This window comes from Qipengyuania seohaensis (genome assembly GCF_002795865.1).
Classification (GTDB): Bacteria; Pseudomonadota; Alphaproteobacteria; order Sphingomonadales; family Sphingomonadaceae; genus Qipengyuania; species Qipengyuania seohaensis.
The window spans coordinates 542,160-562,282 of record NZ_CP024920.1; the positions used below are offsets into that span (position 1 = coordinate 542,160).

20 protein-coding genes, 1 tRNA gene and 1 other RNA gene are annotated in these 20,123 nt (G+C 62.8%); 8 read left to right on the forward strand and 14 right to left on the reverse strand.

Annotated features, from left to right (window positions below):
* Positions 1-69: 69 nt before the first annotated feature.
* From CVE41_RS02725 to hrpB, 5 genes are all read right to left on the reverse strand, one after another.
* Complete coding sequence (locus CVE41_RS02725; RefSeq protein WP_100259272.1) at positions 70-408, reverse strand: YbaB/EbfC family nucleoid-associated protein; 339 nt, start codon at positions 406-408, stop codon at positions 70-72.
* Positions 405-2,252, reverse strand: a complete 1,848-nt coding sequence (locus tag CVE41_RS02730) for a DNA polymerase III subunit gamma/tau (RefSeq protein WP_100259273.1) — start codon at positions 2,250-2,252, stop codon at positions 405-407. Before CVE41_RS02730 ends, CVE41_RS02725 begins: the two co-directional genes overlap by 4 nt.
* A gap of 50 nt (positions 2,253-2,302) precedes the next feature.
* Positions 2,303-2,397, reverse strand: an RNA gene (ffs, locus tag CVE41_RS02735) — signal recognition particle sRNA small type.
* Positions 2,398-2,431: 34 nt separating this feature from the next.
* On the reverse strand, positions 2,432-2,710 hold the full coding sequence (locus CVE41_RS02740) for an ETC complex I subunit (protein WP_090481332.1): 279 nt from the start codon (positions 2,708-2,710) through the stop codon (positions 2,432-2,434).
* Between the two features lie 17 nt (positions 2,711-2,727).
* Positions 2,728-5,103 (reverse strand): ATP-dependent helicase HrpB, encoded by a 2,376-nt coding sequence (hrpB, locus tag CVE41_RS02745; RefSeq protein WP_232725769.1) that lies wholly within the window; start codon positions 5,101-5,103, stop codon positions 2,728-2,730.
* Between the two features lie 214 nt (positions 5,104-5,317).
* Between hrpB and CVE41_RS02750 the strand changes: the two genes are divergently transcribed.
* Positions 5,318-5,734, forward strand: a complete 417-nt coding sequence (locus CVE41_RS02750; protein ID WP_100259275.1) for a hypothetical protein — start codon at positions 5,318-5,320, stop codon at positions 5,732-5,734.
* A gap of 24 nt (positions 5,735-5,758) precedes the next feature.
* Here the strand turns inward: CVE41_RS02750 and CVE41_RS02755 are convergent, their stop codons facing one another.
* Positions 5,759-6,775: a polyprenyl synthetase family protein gene (locus tag CVE41_RS02755; protein ID WP_100259276.1), complete on the reverse strand. Its 1,017-nt coding sequence runs from the start codon at positions 6,773-6,775 to the stop codon at positions 5,759-5,761.
* 67 nt (positions 6,776-6,842) lie between these two features.
* Here CVE41_RS02755 and CVE41_RS02760 point away from each other — a divergent pair, with 67 nt between their 5' ends.
* On the forward strand, positions 6,843-7,151 hold the full coding sequence (locus CVE41_RS02760) for a chorismate mutase (protein WP_100259277.1): 309 nt from the start codon (positions 6,843-6,845) through the stop codon (positions 7,149-7,151).
* On the opposite strand, the gene CVE41_RS02765 is transcribed toward CVE41_RS02760, so the two are convergent.
* The 4 genes from CVE41_RS02765 to CVE41_RS02780 all read right to left on the reverse strand — a co-directional run bounded on the left by CVE41_RS02765 (position 7,148) and on the right by CVE41_RS02780 (position 10,446).
* Positions 7,148-8,635, reverse strand: coding sequence for a sensor histidine kinase (locus CVE41_RS02765; protein ID WP_408633956.1), 1,488 nt, complete (start codon positions 8,633-8,635; stop codon positions 7,148-7,150). The two genes, CVE41_RS02760 and CVE41_RS02765, sit on opposite strands and share 4 nt — an antisense overlap.
* Positions 8,586-9,263: a response regulator transcription factor gene (locus tag CVE41_RS02770; RefSeq protein WP_090481318.1), complete on the reverse strand. Its 678-nt coding sequence runs from the start codon at positions 9,261-9,263 to the stop codon at positions 8,586-8,588. The genes CVE41_RS02765 and CVE41_RS02770 overlap by 50 nt, the downstream gene beginning before the upstream one ends.
* Before the next feature lie 95 nt (positions 9,264-9,358).
* Positions 9,359-9,664, reverse strand: a complete 306-nt coding sequence (locus CVE41_RS02775; protein WP_100259278.1) for a PepSY domain-containing protein — start codon at positions 9,662-9,664, stop codon at positions 9,359-9,361.
* A 62-nt stretch (positions 9,665-9,726) separates the two neighbouring features.
* Positions 9,727-10,446: an SIMPL domain-containing protein gene (locus CVE41_RS02780; RefSeq protein ID WP_100259279.1), complete on the reverse strand. Its 720-nt coding sequence runs from the start codon at positions 10,444-10,446 to the stop codon at positions 9,727-9,729.
* Positions 10,447-10,575: 129 nt separating this feature from the next.
* Between CVE41_RS02780 and CVE41_RS02785 the strand changes: the two genes are divergently transcribed.
* Genes CVE41_RS02785 through CVE41_RS02795 form a run of 3 tightly spaced genes read left to right on the forward strand, consistent with a single transcriptional unit; the run spans position 10,576 to position 14,574 of the window.
* A complete protein-coding gene (locus tag CVE41_RS02785) occupies positions 10,576-12,150 on the forward strand; it encodes an amidohydrolase family protein (RefSeq protein WP_100259280.1) in 1,575 nt (524 codons plus the stop codon).
* 43 nt (positions 12,151-12,193) lie between these two features.
* Positions 12,194-13,999: an ABC-F family ATP-binding cassette domain-containing protein gene (locus tag CVE41_RS02790; RefSeq protein ID WP_100259281.1), complete on the forward strand. Its 1,806-nt coding sequence runs from the start codon at positions 12,194-12,196 to the stop codon at positions 13,997-13,999.
* The gene (locus CVE41_RS02795) at positions 13,996-14,574 is read left to right on the forward strand and encodes a uracil-DNA glycosylase family protein (RefSeq protein WP_232725770.1); all 579 of its coding nucleotides are present in this window, start codon (positions 13,996-13,998) and stop codon (positions 14,572-14,574) included. Before CVE41_RS02790 ends, CVE41_RS02795 begins: the two co-directional genes overlap by 4 nt.
* Here the strand turns inward: CVE41_RS02795 and CVE41_RS02800 are convergent.
* A complete protein-coding gene (locus tag CVE41_RS02800; RefSeq protein WP_100259282.1) occupies positions 14,559-15,032 on the reverse strand; it encodes a DUF6456 domain-containing protein in 474 nt (157 codons plus the stop codon). The two genes, CVE41_RS02795 and CVE41_RS02800, sit on opposite strands and share 16 nt — an antisense overlap.
* Before the next feature lie 92 nt (positions 15,033-15,124).
* Between CVE41_RS02800 and CVE41_RS02805 the strand changes: the two genes are divergently transcribed.
* Both CVE41_RS02805 and CVE41_RS02810 read left to right on the forward strand, forming a co-directional pair.
* Positions 15,125-15,697, forward strand: coding sequence for a helix-turn-helix transcriptional regulator (locus tag CVE41_RS02805; protein WP_100259283.1), 573 nt, complete (start codon positions 15,125-15,127; stop codon positions 15,695-15,697).
* A complete protein-coding gene (locus CVE41_RS02810; protein ID WP_100259284.1) occupies positions 15,694-16,890 on the forward strand; it encodes a glycosyltransferase in 1,197 nt (398 codons plus the stop codon). Before CVE41_RS02805 ends, CVE41_RS02810 begins: the two co-directional genes overlap by 4 nt.
* On the opposite strand, the gene secF is transcribed toward CVE41_RS02810, so the two are convergent.
* The 3 genes from secF to yajC are packed head-to-tail and all read right to left on the reverse strand — an operon-like array spanning position 16,887 to position 19,819.
* Positions 16,887-17,864 carry a protein translocase subunit SecF gene (gene secF, locus CVE41_RS02815; protein ID WP_100259285.1) on the reverse strand — a complete coding sequence of 326 codons (978 nt, stop codon included), beginning with the start codon at positions 17,862-17,864 and terminating at the stop codon, positions 16,887-16,889. The genes CVE41_RS02810 and secF overlap by 4 nt on opposite strands.
* Before the next feature lie 11 nt (positions 17,865-17,875).
* Complete coding sequence (gene secD / locus CVE41_RS02820; protein WP_100259286.1) at positions 17,876-19,468, reverse strand: protein translocase subunit SecD; 1,593 nt, start codon at positions 19,466-19,468, stop codon at positions 17,876-17,878.
* 24 nt (positions 19,469-19,492) lie between these two features.
* Positions 19,493-19,819 (reverse strand): preprotein translocase subunit YajC, encoded by a 327-nt coding sequence (gene yajC, locus CVE41_RS02825; RefSeq protein WP_100259287.1) that lies wholly within the window; start codon positions 19,817-19,819, stop codon positions 19,493-19,495.
* Between the two features lie 199 nt (positions 19,820-20,018).
* Here yajC and CVE41_RS02830 point away from each other — a divergent pair.
* Positions 20,019-20,095, forward strand: a tRNA-Pro gene (locus CVE41_RS02830).
* Positions 20,096-20,123 lie beyond the last annotated feature (28 nt).

Consider the following 20,123-nt stretch of genomic DNA (forward strand, 5'->3'; position numbering starts at 1 on the left):
CGCCCCCCACGCTTCGCAACGTGGAGGGCGCAACATGTTGGGGATTGGTGTGCGCTCGCCGCGCCCGGCTTACATTCCCGGAAGGTTGAAGCCCGGCGGAAGTCCCATACCACCCTGGATCTTCTGCATTTCCTCGGCCGACTTGCGGTCAGCCTTGTCGCGCGCGTCGTTGAAAGCAGCGGCCACGAGGTCTTCGACCATCTGCTTTTCTTCCGGCTTCATCAGGCTGTCGTCGATCTCGACACCGATAATGCGGCCACGCGCTGAGGCGCGAACCTTCACGAGGCCGCCGCCGGCAGCGCCTTCGACTTCGATCGTGTCGAGCTTGGCCTGCGCCTCGCCCATCTGCGTCTGGATCGTCTCGGCGGCCTTCTGGGCTGCGGCGATCATTTCTTCCATCGATTTCATGCGTTTCGACTCCAGGGTATTTCGCGCCGTTGCGGAGGAAGCTCGGCGCCGTCTTCGATAAGTTCGGCATCGGGAAATGCCGCGAATGTGGCTTTCACCAGCGGATGTTCGCGCAGCTTGGCCTTGGCTTCCTCACGCTCCGCCTTCTCGACTTCGACCAGCGAAGGGCGAGCCTTGGCCGGATCGCCGCCTTCCAGCGTCCAGCGTTCACCGCTGATTGCGTAAAGCGCGTCCTTCAGCACCGGCTCGATCGCATCGCTGAACTTGTCGGAGCGATGATAGACCAACCTGCCCTGCTCCACCAGGATCGGGCGTACCTGCAGGCGCATGATGCTCGCGGCCTGCAAGTGACCGGCGTTGTCGACCTTGTCGACGAGCGTCTCCCAGTCGAGCGAAGCGGATGGGGCCTCGCCTGCCGAGGAGTTTTCGGTCGTTGCCGCAGGCGCCGGTCCGCGTTCGGCCAGTTCCTCCAGTTTCTTCGCCAGCTTTCCCGGATCGGGCAGATTCGACGCATGGAGAACGCGCAACAAGGCCATACGCGCGGAAACGAGTGGATCGGGCGCCTGGCGCACCTCGTCATGACCCTTGAGCAACAATTGCCAGAGGCGATGGACCTGGCCGACTTCGAGGCGCTTTGCCCAATCGTCCAGTTGCTCGCGCTCTTCGGCGGTCGGGGCGTCGGCCTCCCCGGCCACCTGCGCCAGCGCGATCCGGTGAGTAAGATCCATGAGCGCGCGCATCAGCGAAAGAGGCTCGACCCCGAGCGCGTACTGGTCATCGACGGCCTTCAGCGCAGCTTTGGAATCGCCTTCGAGAAGGTGGGCGAACAAGCGCCGCTGCGCCCCGCGATCGGCAAGGCCGAGCATGTCGCGAACGCGCTCTGCAGAGACCTTCCCGCCGGTTTCCATGTCGGCATGGGCAATCGCCTGGTCGAGGATGGACAGACCGTCACGCACCGATCCTTCGGCAGCGTTGGCGATGATATGCAGCGCTTCGTCTTCTGCCTCGACCCCTTCCTTGCGGCATATCTCCGCGAAATGGGCTTCGAGCAACTCGCCAGGGATGCGGCGCAGGTCGAAACGCTGCGTGCGGCTGAGGACCGTGACGGGCAGCTTGTCGACTTCGGTCGTGGCGAAGAGGAATTTCACGTGCGCCGGCGGTTCTTCCAGCGTCTTGAGCAAGGCGTTGAACGCATTGCGCGACAACATGTGAACTTCGTCGATTATGTAGATCTTGTAGCGCGCCGATACGGCCGCATAGCGAACCGCTTCGATGATTTCGCGCACGTCGTCGACGCCGGTATGGCTGGCGGCGTCCATCTCAATCACGTCGATGTGGCGGCCTTCGGCGATCGCCGTGCAAGGTTCGCAAACGCCGCAAGGGCTGATCGTCGGACCACCCTCGCCATCCGGGCCGATGCAGTTGAGTGCCTTGGCAATCAGGCGGGCGGTCGAAGTCTTCCCGACCCCGCGCACGCCGGTCATCAGGAAGGCATGCGCCAGCCTGTCGCGTGCAATGGCGTTCGCCAGCGTTCGGACCATCGCGTCCTGCCCGATGAGTTCGGCAAAGGTCTGCGGTCGGTATTTGCGCGCGAGAACGCGATACGGCTGCGCAGTTGCTGGCGCAGGGATGGAAGGAGCCGGTTTCACTTCGGCCTGAGCGGCAGGCGTCGGTTCGACGGGCGGCGCTGCGTGCTCAGCGACGGGTTCGGTTTTCGGTTCAGGATCCTCCCCGAACATCGAGTTCTGGCCAGCAGCCTCGAGCTCGGCAGCGCTCGGCGTGTCCGCTTCTTCAGCCTCGGCTTCCCACGGAAGACCGTCAGTGTTGTCCGGTGAATCACCCATGCAGGATTAGGTAGGCGCAGACGCGCCGAATGTCATGAAGGGTGTGGGAAAATAAAGGAGCCGAGCGACCCGTCGCAATTCACCTGGGCTGCTTCCTTCCGGACCTGACCCGGTGAGCGAACGCAAACGTCCACCCGACTCCCGGCGCGCCATATGGCGATGCCGGGGTCAGAAATCAATCACCGAAAATTATCGGCGTAGGCCTGCAGCTTCAGATTGTGCGGCGGGGTGGCGTGAACGCGGGCAGGAATGCCGTACTTTTCGGCATAGGCCTTCGCTTCGTCCTTGCTCGGGAATTTGAGCTGCACCTGGACCTGCGTGTCGCCGCTGCCCGTCCAGCCCATCAGCGGGTCGGCCTTGCGCGCTTCAGACTGTTCGAATTCAAGCACCCACTCGTCGGTGCGGGCCTTGCCGGATTGCATCGCGCTTTGCGGACGTTGGTAGATTCTCGCTGCCATAGTGAGCGCCCCATAATTCAACCTCCCGATTTATGGAAGGCGTTCTTCGTCTTCAAACTCGGCTTTTCGGTCCACGGTTCCTCGGGCCAGCGATGCTTGGGATAGCGGCCCTTCATGTCCTTGCGCACATCTTCCCAGCTACCGCGCCAGAATCCCGGCAGGTCGCGAGTCGACTGGATCGGGCGTCCGGCAGGGCTGGTGAGCTTCAGGAGAAGCGGCGTCTTGCCGATCATCGGATGCCGCTCCAGCCCGAACAATGCCTGTACGCGGACTTCCACGCTCGGCGCATCGTCGCCTGTGTAATCGATCGGATGCGTGGTCCCGGCAGGCGAAGAGAATTCCTGCGGTGCGTCCCGGTCGAGCTTCTGGCGTTCATCCCAGTCGAGCAAGTTCAGGAGAGCGTCGACCAGTCGCCCCCTCGGCACATCGAGATCGCGCCGACCGGCCAGCAGAGGCGCCAGCCACAAGTCAATATTCTCGCCCAGGTTTTCGGGCTCGAATGCCTTGATCCCGACAAAAGAAGCCCGGGCGGACAGCGCCTGCGGGACCAGCTTTGCCGGGTTTTCCCGCACCTTATCCACAAGCCTGTCCACAATCGCCTGGTCATCTGGCGAAGGGTCGGGACCGCTTGCTAAAGTGATTGCTCCGAGCCTCCTTTCGAGCCGAGCCTCGATGCGATGGCCGGCCCATCGCAGGACCGACCGCCTTTCGATACGCTCACCCAGCCAGCGTTCGAGGTCGCTCTCGTCGAGAGCGATTGCCGACGTAATCCGGGCGGCCTTTGCCTGTCCCTGCGCATCGCCGATTACGAGATAAGACGCGCTGGCCAGTGGCGACGTGGGGTCGAGGGAAAAACCCCTGCCCCCAGCCGAAATCCAGCTTTCGCCGCTCGCATCGCGCTTTTTCGCGACGAACTCCGGCCGCCCTGCAGCCAGCATGATAGCGGCGGGCGGATTGTCGCTGTTAACCTGTTCCGCAAGGTCCTTTGCCTGCGCCGCCCAGCGCCTGGCAAGCTTGCGGCTGGCCTCAGCCCGCTGGCCGCGATCGCTGTCCCAGCGTTGCAGGCGTGCCTCCAGATCCTCGCCGCGACCGCCGAGTCCCCGTTCCTGAAGTAGCAGAGCCAGCTTGGCCGCACGATCCGCAGAGCTGTGCGCCGCTCCGAACAGGACCATGGCAGCGGAAGCCGGATCCATCGGCAGCAGGGCAAGCTTCTCGCCCAATGCCGTAATTCGCCCGGCGTCATCGAGCGCGCCGAGGGCCTGCAAAGTGGTACGCGCCGCTGCAACTGACGGCCCGGACGGCTTGTCGAGCCACCGCAATTCGGCTGGCTCGTTCGTGCCCCATTTCGCAAGTGTCAGGACCAGCGGCGCGAGGTCGGCCGTCTCCATCTCGGGAGGATCGAATGCGGGGCGGCCGGCATGGCCGCCCTCCTCCCACAAGCGATAAGCGACACCCGGCCCCTGCCGTGCCGCACGACCTGCACGCTGCGCTGCGGCCGCCTGGCTAGCGCGGTGCGTCACCAGATGCGTCGTGCCCGCTGCACGGTCGAATTCGGCGCGGCGCGAAAGCCCCGCATCGACGACCACGCAAACGCCGTCGAGCGTCAGCGAGGTCTCCGCAATCGCGGTGGCGAGCACGATGCGGCGGCGCCCCTGGGGATCGCGGCGGATCGCAGCGCGCTGGTCCGCACCTTGCACCTGTCCGTGAAGCGGCAGGACCACGGCATCGGGCAATCGCGCTTCCACCCGCTCGCGCGTGCGCTCGATTTCTCCGACACCGGGCAGGAAGGCGAGGATATCGCCTTCTTCGTCACGCCATGCCTGTGCGATGGCCGACGTCATGGCGTCCTCCACCCGCATTTGCGGCGAAGACCCAAGCCATTCGATGCGCAAGGGGTGAGCGCGGCCTTCGCTTTCGATGACCGGCGCATTCTCACCCAGCAAATCCGCGAACCGCGTGCCGTCTATGGTCGCCGACATGATGAGGACACGCAGGTCTTCGCGCAGCACTGCGCGGCTTTCCAGTGCCAAGGCGAGACCGAGGTCGCTGTCGAGGTGACGCTCATGTGCCTCGTCGAACAGGATTGCTGAGACGCCCACCAGTTCGGGGTCCTGCACCAGCATGTTTACGAAGATCGCTTCGGTTACGACGAGGACGCGTGTTCTTGTGCCTCGCTTGCTGTCGAGCCGGGTGAGATAACCAATCGTCTCGCCAGGCTTTTCGCCCAGCATCTCGGCCATGCGCTCGGCAGCAGCGCGAGCGGCGACACGGCGCGGCGATGTCAGGATAACGGTGCCCGTGCACCAGTCCTCGGTAATCAGCGCAGGCGCGACGGCCGTGGTCTTACCGGCACCCGGAGGCGCGATAAGGACAGCGCCTGTTCGCTCGCGCATGCAAGCAAGCAAATCCGGGATTACTTCATAGATTGGGAGTATAGACACTGAATTTTCTGAAGCCGGCTTTGCGTGGGGATAGATCGGACGGCACGGATTTTCTATAGCTGCCCATCGAGCGTCTCAATTGTGCGGACAAACAGTCCTGAAATTAAGAAAAATTTGCGATCTGTGGATTAATCCAACGGGCGAATTTTGAAGGGTCTGTATCGCGATGGTGAAATATCTTGGTTTGGCTATGTCGAGCATCGCGCTTGCGTCATGTTCAGCAGAGGGCGGTCCGGTCTTCGGGCCAGAATTCCCACAGCGTGGCACGTATGCTTCGCAATCGACAGAGATGGATGTCGAATTGCCACCGTCGGAAGCTTTTATCGATATATCGTCTGAGGAAGATTTGCGACGCTTCGTGCTGAGCAAGGTTTTCTCTGACAATTGCGATGACACACCGATTGAATTGGACGGAAATTCTTTCAAGTCCGTATGGAGTTGCAGACTGCAAGGGCCGCAGCCCTACCCCGTAGACGTGTCTGTTCAATGGGCGCGCGATTCCGTGCAGATTCGTACAGATTACGAAGTAAGCGGTTATCCCTTATGGCACGAGAAAAGCTATCGCCTCATCGAGGCGCAGTAGTTCTTCAATACGCTGGCGGAAAGCTTAATGTCCGCGGGCGACCGCGAACAATGCTGCCTGCGCCATCGCCTGGCGGGCCTTGCCGTCGGGGAAGATCGACAGCGCGTCGATTGCGCGCTGGGCGAAGTGGCGTGCGCGCGCCTTGGTGTCGGCGACAGCGTTGTATTTGCCAATCAGGCGGATCGCTTCGGCCAAGTCTTCATCGCCCGAGCGGAAACCGGCAATGGCCGATTTCCAGAATGCACGCTCCTCCTCGTTGCCGCGTGCATAAGCGAGAATGACCGGCAGGGTCATCTTGCCTTCGCGGAAATCGTCGCCCTGGTCCTTGCCCATTTGCGCGGCGTCGGCGTCGTAGTCGAGCGCGTCGTCGACGAGCTGAAAGGCAACCCCGAGGTTGCGTCCGTATTCGTCGAGAGCCCGCTCCTCTTCCTCGCCGCATTCGGCGACGACGGCGGCAATCCGGCTTGCTGCAGCGAAAAGGGCGGCGGTCTTGGCGCGGATAATGTGGAGGTAACGTTCCTCGCTCGTGTCGATCTTGCGTTGGGCGGTCAGCTGGTCGACCTCACCTTCCGCGATGATCGCACTGGCACCGGACAGGATTTTCAGCACCTTGAGGCTGCCGTCCTCGGTCATCAGCTCGAACGAGCGGCTGAAGAGGAAATCGCCGACCAGCACGGTCGCGGGATTGCCGTAGATGATATTGGCCGCCGCCTTGCCGCGCCTCAAATCGCTGCCATCGACGACATCGTCATGCAGCAAAGTGGCGGTGTGGATGAACTCGACCGCCGCGGCGAGCTTGTATTGGCGCGTGCCGCTGTAACCCACCAATTCCGCCCCGGCGAGCGTCAGCATGGGCCGCAGGCGCTTGCCGCCGCCCGAGATAAGGTGGCCGGCCAGCGCGGGGATAAGCGGCACCTCGCTCTGCATCCGGTCGAGGATGACCTGGTTGACCTGGTTCATGCCCGAAGCGGTGAGCGCGAGCATGGGATCGATCGAGGGCTGCGGGCCCTTGCGCGGGAGGGGTACGACGTCGGCTGTCATTGCAGCTTGGCCATGCGCTGCACTTGCTTTCTTGGCAAGAGAGCAATTGATGATAGCTTGGCAAGTGATGACGCAAACGGTGCAACCTCAACCGGGGGACGACAAGGTCCTGGCCGGCTATCGCAAGAGTATCGACAATATCGATGCGGCTATCGTCCATATGCTCGCAGAACGCTTTCGCATCACGCAGGCGGTTGGAGAGTACAAGGCGAAGGTGACGCTGCCGCCTGCCGACCCGAACCGTGAAAAGGAACAAATCGCGCGGTTGCGCCGGCTGGCCGAGGAAAGCGAACTCGATCCGGAATTCAGCGAGAAATTCCTGCGCTTCATCATCGACGAGGTCATCCGCCACCATGAAAAGGCGCGTGGTAGTTAACCCGCCCGGGGAAGGCTGAGCTTTACCAGCAGCCCTCCGAGATCCTCGCTTTCGTCGAGTTCGACCGAGCCGCCGTAAATTTCTGCCACGTCCCTCACAATGGCGAGGCCAAGGCCGGTGCCCGGCTTGCCTGTGTCCAGCCGTGCGCCGCGATCGAAAATACGGGCGCGTTCGCTTTCGGGAATGCCTGTGCCGTCATCCTCGACCCAGATGGTGCATAGCTCTTCATCGCGTGCGGCATCGATGGTCACGAAAACGCTGCCGCCGCCATACTTGGCTGCGTTCTCGATCAGATTGCCCAAGATTTCGTCGAGGTCCTGCCGCTCGATCGAAACGGCGGCCAGCTTGTTCCCGTCGAGGTCGAAGCGCGTATTCTCGTAGATACGTGTGACCGCGCGCAGCACGCTTTCCGCGCTGGGCCAGACATCGGCGCGCGCATGGCCGCTCGCGCGCCGCCCGACCGCCCTCGCCCGTGCAAGGTGGTGTTCGACATGGCGCTGCATGGTTTTGGTTTCGCGGCACACGAGGTCCGACAGCTTGGGGTCGTGTGCGGTCGCGGCATTGGTCAGCACGGTCAGCGGGGTCTTGAGGGCGTGGGCGAGATTGCCCGCGTGCATGCGGGCTTCTTCTGCCTGCTTCTCGCTATGCGCCAGCAGCCCGTTGATCTCTTGCACCAGGGGCTCGACCTCCAGCGGCAGTGGCTCGGTAATCCGGTTCGCGCCTTCCGAACGCATGGACTGGATCGCGGCACGCACGCGGCGGAGCGGCGACAAGCCGTAATAGCTTTGCAGGATCGCCATGATCAGCAACCCCAAGCCGAGTGCGGCAAAGCTCCAGATCAGGATCGAACGGATCCGCGCGATCTGGAAGTCGAGTTCTTCGCGCGCGGACGCGACGGTGAAGGTCCACACCACATCGCTGTCGGGTAGTTCGACATTGCGCTCCGCCACGCGAAGCGGTTCGCCGTCGAACTGGTAGGAATCGTAGAAATGCGGATCGTCGTCGCGATGCGATCCATCGACCGTCAGCGTGCGATCCCACAGGCTGCGACTGGGAAAGGTCTCGCGCCCGTCGCCGCTGATCTGCCAGTATACGCCGCTATAGGGTTCGAGGAAGCGCTGGTCGCCGAGCGAGCGATAGGTCCAGACCTCGCCATTATTGTCGATCTCGGCCGAGGAAATCAGCGCGGTCAGCACATATTCCAGCTGGTCGTCGAAATTGTTCTGCACCAGCCGAGTAAGAGTGCGGTCCAGCGCAAATCCGCCGCCCACCAGCAGCAACCCGATCCAGACGGCCGCAATGACCATCATGCGCTTGGCAAGGCTGCGCTGGGGCGGCTTGCCTTCCGGCAATGTCACGGGGTCTTCGGGCAGCGCAGACGCGTCACCGGGCGGAATGTCCGCCGCGCGACGCGCCTCGCCAGCCGGAGTGTCCTCAGGCTCGGGGCGCGTCAGCGGGGTCGTCGAGGCTGTACCCAAGTCCACGGATAGTCGTGATTACCTCTGCACCCAGCTTCTTGCGGATGCGCGTAACGAAGACCTCGATCGTGTTGGAATCGCGGTCAAAATCCTGATCGTAGATGTGCTCGATCAGCTCGGTGCGGCTGACCACCTTGCCCTTGTGGTGCATGAGGTAGCTCAACAGCTTGTATTCCTGCGCGGTCAGCTTGACCGGCTCGCCAGCCAGGGTGACGCGGCCCGAACGGGTGTCCAGGCGTACCTGTCCTGCGGTCAGTTCGCTGGAGGTATTGCCCGACGCACGGCGAATGAGCGCGCGAAGGCGGGCGATCAGCTCTTCGGTCTGGAATGGCTTGGCGAGGTAGTCGTCAGCGCCTGCGTCGAGGCCAGCCACCTTGTCCGACCAGCTGTCGCGCGCAGTAAGCACGAGGACGGGGAATTTGCGCCCCTCCTTGCGCCACATACCGAGCACCGTCAGGCCGTCGATCTCAGGCAAGCCGAGGTCGAGGATGACAGCGTCGTAATCTTCGGTGGAACCGAGGAAATGCCCGTCTTCGCCATCGGTCGACAAATCGACCGCATAGCCATTCTGCTCGAGAGTGCTCTTGAGCTGCTGGCCGAGCGTGGGTTCGTCCTCGACAATCAGGATCCGCATGAATTTCCGTCCTTGTTATCTGCGTAATGCGTGTCGTTCATGTAGATGAACGCGTCAAGATGAACGGAGTTTCTTGTGCCCGGTGCCGGACCGCCTCAGCGGCTGCGGCGCAGGACCCGGCCGGTGCGCGCGTCGACGTCGACGAACTTCACCTTGCCGTTCTTGATGAACTTCAGGCGGTAGGCCATCGCGGTCGAATCGTAGTCGAAACCGAGGTATTCCGCGTCGCCCATCGAAGGGACGATGCGATTTTCGATTTCGCGTGCGCGCATGATGTTGCCTGCCCGCATTTCCTTGCGCGCTTCGCCCTGGTCGGTGCGACGCTGTGCCTCTGCCGGGGTCGCCAGCAGCGGACCGGCGACGAGACCGAAAGCGAGGAAGGATGCAAGCAGGCGTTTCATGATGCTGTAGTGACTACTCCCGAGCCATTGAACAAGTCGTGAATGTGGACGTTCACAATCGTTCAGCGCGTCATCTCGTATTTGACCGTTACATTGACGCCGGTGCTGACGAGGCCGGGTTGGACGGGCGCCGACTGGTCTGCAGCGGCTTCCAAAGAGGCCGTGCGTACGACCGGATAGGGGCCCGGCGAGCGACCGGTAATCGTCTCGTTCACCTCGAGCAGGCGGATTCCGGTGAAGCCGGCAAGCTGCGCGTATTCAAGCGCCTGTTCGCGGCCACGCTGCATCGCCGTGGCGCGCGCACGCGCCTTGGCATCGGTGTCGTCTTCGAGGCTGAAGCGCGGACCGTCCAGATTGGTGGCCCCAGCTACGACCAGTGCATCCAGCACCTTGCCGGTCTCGTCGATATCACGCAGCTTCACGCTCACCTGGTTCATCGCCTGGTAGCCACGGAACACCTGCCGCTGCTGGCGCTGGTCGTAATCGTAGCGCGCGTTGAGATTGATACCCGAGGTCTGGATGTCCCGCTCCGCCACGCCGAGCGCCTTGATCCGTTCGATTACCTTGCGCATCTCGACCGAATTCTGCCGCAGGGCTTCGACTGCGGTGGGTGCATTGGTCACCACGCCCGCACCGACATTGACGATGTCGGGCTCCGCTTCGATCTGCTCCGAAATACTGAGCTCCACGACGGGGCCGGTCGAGGCGATCTGAACTTCGGCGGCCTGGGCTGTTCCGGCCATGGCGAGCGCTGCAAGAGCTGGGACGGTGTGGCGGATCATGGCGTAACTCCTTTTGTTGAGACGCGTTTTTCGGCTCCCCACCTTTACCAACGGCTGAACGCGCAGGTTCCCTTCTTTTCATCTTCGTCCGATGACGTTAGCGCAGAGTACATGTTGAGGGGGACCGGAATGCGGCTTGGCAAATATCTCATCGCGATGGCAGCGGCGACGCTCGGGAGCGGGCTATCGGCGCAGATGGAGCCGGTGCCCGATATCCAGCCGGGCGAAGCGGAAGGGCCGTTCGGGACACTCATCGTGTCGGGCGCCACCATGATCGAAGGCTCCGGCGCGCCGCCGATGGGACCTGTCGATATCGTGATCGAAGGCAATCGCATCGCAGCCATCCATGGCGGCGGCGCACCAGCAGATGTGAAGGCGGCGGCCGACCGCGTGGTCGATGCCACCGGCATGACGGTCATGCCCGGTTTCGTCGACGCGCATGGGCACAATGGCGATCCGTCCAAGGCTGCGCAGCCCTCCTACGGCTATCGCCTCTGGCTTGCGCACGGCGTGACCAGCGTGCGCGGGGTGAGCTTTTACTTCGGGCCAGGCCAGCCGGATCTGACCGACCGCCAGCGCAGCGAAGCGAATGCGATCGTCGCCCCGCGCCTGTTCCCCTACGCCGTGTTCGGCGACAAATGGGGCCGCAGCGCTCCGACAACGCCTGCCGAAGCGCGCGAATGGGTTCGCTGGGCCAAGGCGCAGGGGTTCTGGGGGATCAAGTTCTTCAATTCCGCGATGCCCGACGTGCTGGGCGCAGCTCTCGACGAGGCCGAAAAACAGGGCCTCGGAACGGTCGCCCACCTCGCCCAGCCGGGTGTACAGCGCGTCAACGCTCGCAAAGCTGTCGAACTTGGTCTCGACGGGATCACGCACTTCTACGGTCACTTCGAAAGCCTGCTCGATGACAATGCGCTGCCGCGCTATCCGAAGGGCTACAATTATTTCGACGAGCAATCGCGTTTCGCGTGGGTAGCCCGCCTCGCCGACCAGGTCGTCGAGCCGCATAGCGAGGAATGGGACGCCTATATCGACTTCCTCATCGAAAGCGGCGTGACCCTTAGCCCGACCTTCAACATCTATTCAGCCAGCCGCGATGTCATGGCTGCGAAGAACCGCGACTGGCACGCGCGCTACAGCCTTCCCTCGCTGATGGATTTTTATGCGCCGAGCGCCACCAATCACGGCAGCTATTACAAGGACTGGAGCACGGAAGACGAGGTCGCCTGGCGCAAGTTCTACCGTTACTGGTTCGACCTGACGGCCGAATTCCACCGCCGCGGCGGACGCGTGACTGCCGGCAGCGATCCGGGCTACATCTATCAGACATGGGGCTTCGCCTATATCGGTGAGCTTGAAATGCTGCGCGAAGCCGGCCTCAGCCCGCTCGAAGTCATCCGAGCAGCCACAACTGCCGGGGCGCAGGAGATTTACGATCCGCGTGGTGAAGATGCGCCGATGGGCACGATCCAGGTCGGCAAGCTGGCCGATCTCGTCATCGTACCGGGCAACCCTCTCGACAACCTCAAGCTGCTCTATGGCACCGGCCACACCAAGCTTAATTACGAAACCGGCAATATCGAGCAGGTCGGCGGCGTGCGTTGGACAATCAAGGACGGGATTATCTACGACGCGCCAAAGCTTCTCGAAAGCGTCGCTGCAATGGTGGAAATGCAGAGGGGTTCGCGCAAAGCCACACCATAGGCGCTTGCAGCTTGGGGGCCGCGCGACTACCTCGCGCTGCGTTATGGCACAGCCCCCTATCCTCAGCCTCGAAGGCATGGCCCTGCAACAGGGCGGCAAGTGGCTGTTCGGCGGGCCGGATCACGACCCGCTGGACCTGCATATCGGGCCCCGCGACAGGATGGCGCTGATCGGCCGCAACGGCGTGGGCAAGACCACCCTGTTTCGCATGATCGACGGCCAGCTGGAAACCGATGCGGGCACTCGCAAGATCAAGCCCGGCACGCGGATTGTACTGCTTGAACAGGATCCCGACCTTTCCGGCCACGCCACCTTGATGCAGTGGGCGCTGGACGGCACGCATGCCCCGCAGGAACACGAGGTCGAAGCCATCGCCGGCCAGCTCGGCATCGACATGAGCCGCGCCACCGACGGCGCAAGCGGCGGCGAAAAGCGCCGTGCAGCGATTGCCCGTGCGCTGGCCCAAGACCCCGACCTGCTGTTGATGGACGAACCGACTAATCATCTCGACCTCGCCGCCATCGAATTCCTCGAAGGCTGGCTGGACCGCTATCGCGGCGCCTTCCTGGTCATCAGCCACGACCGAACATTCCTCAAACGCCTGACCCGCGCGACCATCTGGCTCGACCGCGGCAATTTGCGCCGTAAGGAAGTCGGCTTCGGCGGCTACGAGGCCTGGGAAGAACAGGTCTACGCCGAAGAAGCGCGCGCAGCGGAAAAGCTCGACGCGAAGCTGAAGCTCGAAGCGCACTGGCTCGAACGCGGCGTCACCGCACGGCGTAAACGCAATCAGGGCCGCCTGGAGAAACTGTGGCAGATGCGCGCCCAGCGTGCCTCGATGATCGCCAGTGCAGGCACCGCAAAGCTGAAGCTCGCGACGGAAGAAGATTTCAAGTCGAAGTCGGTCATCGTCGCTGAAGGGATCACCAAGGCCTACGGCGACCGCACGATCATCAAGCCGTTCAACCTGCGCATCCAGCGAGGCGACCGGATCGGCATCGTCGGATCGAACGGCGCTGGCAAGACGACACTGCTGAAAATGCTGACCGGCGAACTGGAACCCGACAGCGGCACGGTGGAAATCGCCAAGACGCTGACAGGCGTGATGATCGACCAGCAGCGCCAACTGCTGACCGACGACAAGACCGTTCGCCACGTGCTGGCGGAAGGCGGCGACTGGATCGATGTGCGCGGCGTGCGCAAGCACGTTCAGGGCTATCTCAAGGAGTTCCTGTTCGACCCGAAGATCGTGGACATGAAGGTGTCGGTCCTTTCCGGCGGCGAGCGTTCGCGGCTGTTGTTGGCGCGTGAATTCGCGAAGGCCTCAAATCTCCTCGTCCTCGACGAACCGACCAACGATCTCGACCTCGAAACGCTCGACCTCTTGCAGGAAGTCATCGCGGATTACGAAGGCACCGTGCTGATCGTCAGCCATGATCGCGACTTCCTCGATCGCACCGTCACCATCACGCTCGGCCTCGACGGCACGGGCAAGGTCGATGTCGTGGCCGGCGGGTACGAAGACTGGGAAAAGAAACGCCGCGCACCTGTCGAGCGCAAGGAGAAGCGGCAGGACAAGCCCGCTGCGAAACCTGCCGAACAAGCCAAAGCGAAGCCGACAAAGTTATCCTACAAGGACCAGCGCGATCTGGAGCTGTTGCCTGCACGTATCGAGGAACTGGAAACAGCGATCGCCAAGGGCGAGACGATCCTTTCCGACCCCGATCTCTACACCAAGGATCCCAAGAAATTCGCCACGATCAGCGAAGGGATCGAGAATGCTCGCACCGAAAAGGATGCGGCAGAAGAACGCTGGCTGATGCTGGCGGAAATGGCAGAGGCACTTTGAGCGCAGAAGCGCTTGCATCACGGATTGCCGCCTGCAGGCTATGCGAAGAGCACCTGCCCCACGGGGTACGCGCCGTCGTCAGCTTTTCGCCCGATGCGCGCCTGCTCATCATCGGCCAGGCACCCGGATCGAAAGTCCACGAAAGCGGCATTCCGTGGGACGACGCGAGCGGCGACCGGCTGCGCGAATGGACCGGACTGACGAAGGATCAGATGTACGATCCCGCGCAGGTCGCGCTTGTGCCCATGGGGTTCTGTTATCCAGGCAAAGCCAGCGGGGGCGACAAGCCGCCCCGACCGGAATGCGCGCCGCAATGGCACGAAAGCGTGCTGGACGTCCTTCCCGAAAACCGTCTGACCTTACTCGTCGGCACCTATGCGCAGGCCTATTACCTGCCGCAGGCGCGCAAGCTGTCGATGACGGAGCGGGTACGAAACTTCGGGCACTATTTGCCGGATTTCCTTCCCCTACCCCACCCCGCATGGCGATCGACGCTCTGGATGCGCAAGAACCCGTGGTTCGAAAACGAGGTCCTCCCGCAATTGCGTGACCTGGTCTCTCACCGGATCCGATAGAAGTCGGCCACCCGGTCCAGCGCAAGCCGGAGCACCAGCTTGCCGCTCCTTGCAGGCCATCCGAGACCCCTCTCGGCATGAGACAGGCTCTCGCAATTGCAGACCACGTGCCACAGCACATCTTTCAGACCCCTGCCTGCCTGAGCCATCGCACCGTCGAACCGGGTTCGCGCCGCGATCTGGCGTTCGCTCGGCGTCATGCCGTCACCGCCGCCCCCGTCCAAGCGGACCGGATCCCAGCGCATGGTGATACCGGGCGCGACCTGAGAGCGTTCGTAGTCCGCACGAAGCCGCTCGCCTGCATCGAACAGGCGGTCGTCGAGATGCCCGCGAGCGTGCAGCCATGAGAGCGGCGATTCCGCCACGTTTACCGTAACGGTTCGCTTCCTCCCTTTTATCGAGCCCTTTACGCTAGGCCCCTGATCGGTGAGTTCGCGTTCAACCAGTTGCTTGCGCACTATTCTTCTCCATGCCTGTGGAGAGACCGCTTGCATATTTTCGGTTAGTGTAGGAAAGATGAAAAACCATTTCGGTTATTGGGAGAGATCCGGTGATCAACCGCATCCGCGACATTCGCAAGCAAAAAGGCTGGACGCTGGCCGATCTGGCAGAGGCTTGCGACCCGCCCACCACGCCACAGACTGTCGGGCGGCTGGAAACGGGGATGCGGAATCTCTCGCTGAAATGGATGGAACGGATTGCCGCAGCACTCGGGGTCGAGCCCGAAGTTCTGGTCCGCTCCGAAAAGGCCGCCCACCCGCAGGTCGTCGCCACGCTCGGCAAGGATGGTCCTGAAGCCCTCGATACTACTCGCGACGCGCTTCTGGCCACCGACCTCGGCGCCGACGGCGCCCTGATGGTACTGACCATCGATTACCCCCACGGGGAATATCGTCCCGGAGACCAGCTGTGGCTGCGCCAGATCGATCCGGAAGATGCCGGGCGCGCGGTCAACCGCGACGTCCTCGTCCCGCGCAAGGCCGGGCGCTTCTCCTTCGGACGGCTGATCGATCGGCAGGGCAGCCTCGTGGGTATCTTGCCGCCTGGCCACGGCGAAAAGCAGCAGGTGGTGGACAGCCCGCCCTGGATCGGTGTCGCCGAAATGCTGGTCCGCCGACTGTGACCTCTGGCAAAGCCCGGCGGGCACTGGTCCTGTCGACATTGTGGCCCAATGCATCGGCGCCGAGGTTCGGAACCTTCGTCGCACGCTCTATCGAGGCACTCGGAAGGCATACCGACTGGGAGCCTGTCGTCATCAACCCTATCGGCCTGCCACCCTTGGCGCTTGGACGATATCGCGAGGCGAAGGAAGCCGCCGTCGATGGGGTGGAAAACGGTGTTGCCGTCCATCGACCGACATTTCGCCTGCTTCCCAAGGTCGGCGGACGTCTCAATCCCCGCCTGATCGCCAAGGCCGTAATGCCTCTCGCGAAGAAACTGCACGAAGAGCAGCCGTTCGACCTGATCGATGCGCAGTTTTTCTATCCGGACGGGCCGGCCGCATCGCGCATCGCAGCAGAGCTCAGCCTTCCCCTCTCGATCAAGGCGCGGGGGGCGGATATCCATTATTGGGGCGGCCGCAGCTATGGCGCGCACGCTCTTAAAACTGCTGCCCAACAGGCTGCCGGTCTGCTCAGCGTTTCCGAAGCACTGGCGGACGACATGGCTGCGCTGGGCATGGACCGCTCCAAGATCGCGATCCATCGCACGGGCCTCGACCGTGACCGGTTCCGGCCGCTCGGCCATACCCAATTGCGTAATCGCCTCGGCGACGAGCTCGGCATCGAAATCGGCGAAGACGACCAGCTCATCGCCACCGTCGGGGCGCTCATCGAACGCAAGGGGCAGGCGCTGGTCATAAAGGCTCTTACGGACCTGCCTGACGCCCGCCTCCTGCTGGTCGGCAAGGGAGAGGACGAGGCGAGCCTGCGCGCCCTTGCAAGATCGGAGGGCGTGGCCGATCGCGTCCACCTCCTCGGCAGCGTGGATCACGATCTGTTGCCGATCATACTGTCCGCCGCCGACGTGATGGCCCTGCCATCTGCCAGCGAAGGGCTCGCCAATGCGTGGATCGAGGCACTGGCCTGCGGTACGCCCCTCGTCATCACCGACGCAGGCGGTGCGCGCGAAGTGGTGAATACTTCCGCCGCGGGAGTCATCGTCGCTCGGCGTACCGATGCGGTTCGCGAAGGGATCAGGCTGGTCTTGCAAAACAGGCGGCCACCCCTGGAGGTTGCCGCCTGTGTCGATGTTTATAGCTGGGAGGCGAACGGCGAGGCGCTAGGCGCGCATTACGATCGCCTTGTCGGGGCCTAGACCTCGCCCCGAGCGATGCGTTCCTGCTTGTCCGCAATCGTCTCTTCAGGAACGAAGCTGTCGGAATTGACGCCCATCCAGATAAGCAGCGGCGAGGCCATGTAGACCGAGCTGTAGGTACCCACGAAAAGACCCAGCGTGATCGCGGCAGTCAGTCCGAATAGGCTGGCCGGGCCCACCAGCAGCAGCGGCAGCAGCGCCACCAGCAGCGTCAGCGAGGTCATTACGGTACGCGCCAAGGTTTCGTTGACCGACAGGTCGAGAAGCTCGGGCACGGGCATCTTGCGATACTTCTTCAGATTCTCGCGGATGCGGTCGTAGACGACGATCGTATCGTTCAGTGAATAGCCGATGATGGCGAGAATGGCCGCGATGATCTGCAGACTGAATTCCAGCTGGAACAGCGCAAACATCCCCAGGGTCAGGCTGACGTCGTGGAACAGCGCGAACAATGCGCCGACCCCGAATTGCCATTCGAACCGGATCCAGATGTAGAGCGCGACGGCCAGCATCGCGGCCACCAGCGCAAAGACCGCATCCTTGCGGAATTCGCCCGAGACCTTACCCGAAACGTTGTCGTTCCCGTCGAGGCGGAAGTCCGGGTAATTGCCCTGCAGTTCATCGACCACCGCGTTGGCCGCAGCCTGCGCGGCGTCCTTGTCGGCAGCGATCTCGTCGGGCAGGCGCACGCGGATCGAGACCTGGTTGTCTTCGCCGAAACGCTGGACGACCGGTGACCCGTAGCCGAGCCCTTCCACGTCGTCGCGCAGCTGCGCCACCGGGGCTTCGCTCCGTTCGGTGAAGGTCGCCCGCACTTCCAGACCGCCGGCAAAGTCGACGCCGTAGTTGAGGCCCTTGGTCGCCACGAGCGCCCAGCTCGCCGCGATCAGCAGGATGCTGACGACGAAGAAGGGTATGCGCCACTTGAGGAACTTGATGTTGGTGTCGTCGGGGACGAGCTTGAGAAGTTTCATCGTCCGTTTCCTCAAAGATTGATGTCGGATGGGCGCGTCTTGCGCAGCCATCCGGCGACCCACATGCGGGTCAGCGGCAGGGCGGTAAAGACGCTGGTGAACAGGCCGACGACGAGGACCACGGCGAAGCCCTTGATCGGTCCGGAGCCGAAGCTGAACAGCAGTACGCCTGCGATGAAGTTGGTGATGTTCGCGTCATAGATGGCGCGGCTGGCTTCCTTGTAGCCGTTTTCCACCGCGGCGATGACGCGCCTCCCCCGCTTTCGCTCTTCGCGAATGCGCTCGTTGATCAGCACGTTGGCGTCGACAGCCGCACCGATGGTCAGGACGAAGCCCGCGATTCCGGGCAAGGTCAGCGTCATGTTGAGCGCTGCCATGATGCCCAGCAACATCAACACGTTGATGACCAGCGCCATCGTCGCAAAGATACCGAAACGGCCATAGGTCAAGATCATGAGGCCCATGACCAGTAGCGTGCCGATCACGATGGCGATCATGCCCGACTTGATCGAATCGGCGCCAAGGTCAGGTCCGACGGTACGTTCTTCGACCACGCTGAGATCAACGGGCAGCGCGCCGGAGCGCAGCTGGATTGCGAGGTTGTTCGCGCTTTCGACCGTAAAGCCGCCCGAAATCTGTGACTGACCGTTCTGGATCGGATCGCGCATGACGGGAGCCGAGATCACCTCGTCATCAAGGATGATCGCGAACTGGCGACCCGTGTACTGCGTGGTCATCCGCGCAAAGCGGCGACCGCCGTCGGGATTGAAAGTAATCGAGACGACCGGTTCGTTCGTCTGCGCATCGAAATTCTGCTGCGCCCCGGTGAGCGTTTCGCCGTCGATCCCGCCGATCCGCTGGACGACCACCCCGTTGGGGAAGCCCTCGCCTTCGGCATAGGGATAGACTTCGCCGCCTGCGACGAAACCGCGCGCCACTTCTTCGGCGCTAGCCTGGCGTTCGACGAGCTTGAATTCCAGCTTGGCGGTCTTGCCGAGCAGTTCCTTCAACTGTTCCGGATCCTGCAGGCCGGGCACCTGCACCACAATGCGGGTGTCGCCCTGGCGCAAGATCGTCGGCTCGCGTGTACCGAGACCGTCGATACGAATACCCACGGTGCGCAGCGCGCCTTCCATCGCGGCATCGACCGCGTTGTCGAGACCAGCCGCGGTCTGGGTCAGGACGAAACGTTGCCCGTCGACGACCTGCAAGTCCCATTCGCGGACCGGACCGGTGCCGTTCATGATGTCTTCGATCTCGGCGCGCGCGCGGTCCACGTCGGCGACATCGTCGAGCAGGAAGCTGAGCTGGCCGTCGGCAGTCGAAACGTCGCCGATGCGGATGCGCGGCTCTGCGCGGCGCATGGCGTTGCGCACGCTTTCTTCCAGGTCCTCCAGCCTCATGGCGGCCACCTCGTCCCGCTCTGCCTCGAGCAGGATGTGGCTACCGCCGGCAAGGTCGAGACCCAGGTTTACGACCGGGTCGGGAAGCTGATCGGGCCAATCGAGATTGGCGAGCGAGAACAGGGAAGGCAGCGACAGGAGCATGCCGAATACGGCGATGCCCCACAGGAACGCTTTCCTCCAGGTTGGAAAATCGAGCATGTCTGCTGTGTGCCTCTTGCCGGATCAGTCGTTGGCGGGCTTGGCGGTGGTGCCGGAGAGCACTTCGCCAATGGTGTTACGCACGGCGCGGACCTTCATGCCTTTCGACAGTTCGACTTCGACGAACTGGTCGTCGACCTTGGTGATCTTGCCGACGAGGCCGCCCGCCGTCACCACTTCGTCACCCCGCTTCAGGCCGGCAATCTTTTCCTGGTGCGCCTTCTGCTGGCGCATCTGCGGGCGGATCATCAGGAACCAGAAGATGGCGAAAATCGCGACCCACGGAAGAATCTGCAGCCAGATAGGCGGCTGGGCTGCGGAGGAGCCGGCGGCGGCGAGAAGGTCGATCATGAAGGAAAAGCCTGTATCCGTTGATGCTAATGTCCACGCGAGATGGGACCGGTTGCGGTGCAATCAAGCTTCCGGCCGAAAGCCCCCTCGTCAATAGCGCGCGCAGCTAGCAGGAACGCGATTGCAGGGCAATGAATTGCCGCAGCTTGACGCTTGCCATGCACAGAACTGCACCCTATAGGGCCGCCTCCACTGGTATCGGGACGTGGCGCAGTCTGGTAGCGCACTATACTGGGGGTGTAGGGGTCGCTGGTTCGAATCCAGTCGTCCCGACCAGTGGACCACACCGGAAAATCGATTTCTC

Coding starts and splice junctions, on each gene's coding strand:
- CVE41_RS02755 (WP_100259276.1), bottom strand. CDS start 6,775: ATGACAGCCGACGTCGTACCCCTCCCGCGCAAGGGCCCGCAGCCCTCG.
- CVE41_RS02790 (WP_100259281.1), top strand. CDS start 12,194: ATGGCACAGCCCCCTATCCTCAGCCTCGAAGGCATGGCCCTGCAACAG.
- CVE41_RS02760 (WP_100259277.1), top strand. CDS start 6,843: ATGACGCAAACGGTGCAACCTCAACCGGGGGACGACAAGGTCCTGGCC.
- yajC (WP_100259287.1), bottom strand. CDS start 19,819: ATGATCGACCTTCTCGCCGCCGCCGGCTCCTCCGCAGCCCAGCCGCCT.
- hrpB (WP_232725769.1), bottom strand. CDS start 5,103: ATGCGCGAGCGAACAGGCGCTGTCCTTATCGCGCCTCCGGGTGCCGGT.
- CVE41_RS02725 (WP_100259272.1), bottom strand. CDS start 408: ATGAAATCGATGGAAGAAATGATCGCCGCAGCCCAGAAGGCCGCCGAG.
- secF (WP_100259285.1), bottom strand. CDS start 17,864: ATGAAACTTCTCAAGCTCGTCCCCGACGACACCAACATCAAGTTCCTC.
- CVE41_RS02785 (WP_100259280.1), top strand. CDS start 10,576: ATGCGGCTTGGCAAATATCTCATCGCGATGGCAGCGGCGACGCTCGGG.
- CVE41_RS02730 (WP_100259273.1), bottom strand. CDS start 2,252: ATGGGTGATTCACCGGACAACACTGACGGTCTTCCGTGGGAAGCCGAG.
- CVE41_RS02770 (WP_090481318.1), bottom strand. CDS start 9,263: ATGCGGATCCTGATTGTCGAGGACGAACCCACGCTCGGCCAGCAGCTC.
- secD (WP_100259286.1), bottom strand. CDS start 19,468: ATGCTCGATTTTCCAACCTGGAGGAAAGCGTTCCTGTGGGGCATCGCC.
- CVE41_RS02775 (WP_100259278.1), bottom strand. CDS start 9,664: ATGAAACGCCTGCTTGCATCCTTCCTCGCTTTCGGTCTCGTCGCCGGT.
- CVE41_RS02750 (WP_100259275.1), top strand. CDS start 5,318: ATGGTGAAATATCTTGGTTTGGCTATGTCGAGCATCGCGCTTGCGTCA.
- CVE41_RS02780 (WP_100259279.1), bottom strand. CDS start 10,446: ATGATCCGCCACACCGTCCCAGCTCTTGCAGCGCTCGCCATGGCCGGA.
- CVE41_RS02740 (WP_090481332.1), bottom strand. CDS start 2,710: ATGGCAGCGAGAATCTACCAACGTCCGCAAAGCGCGATGCAATCCGGC.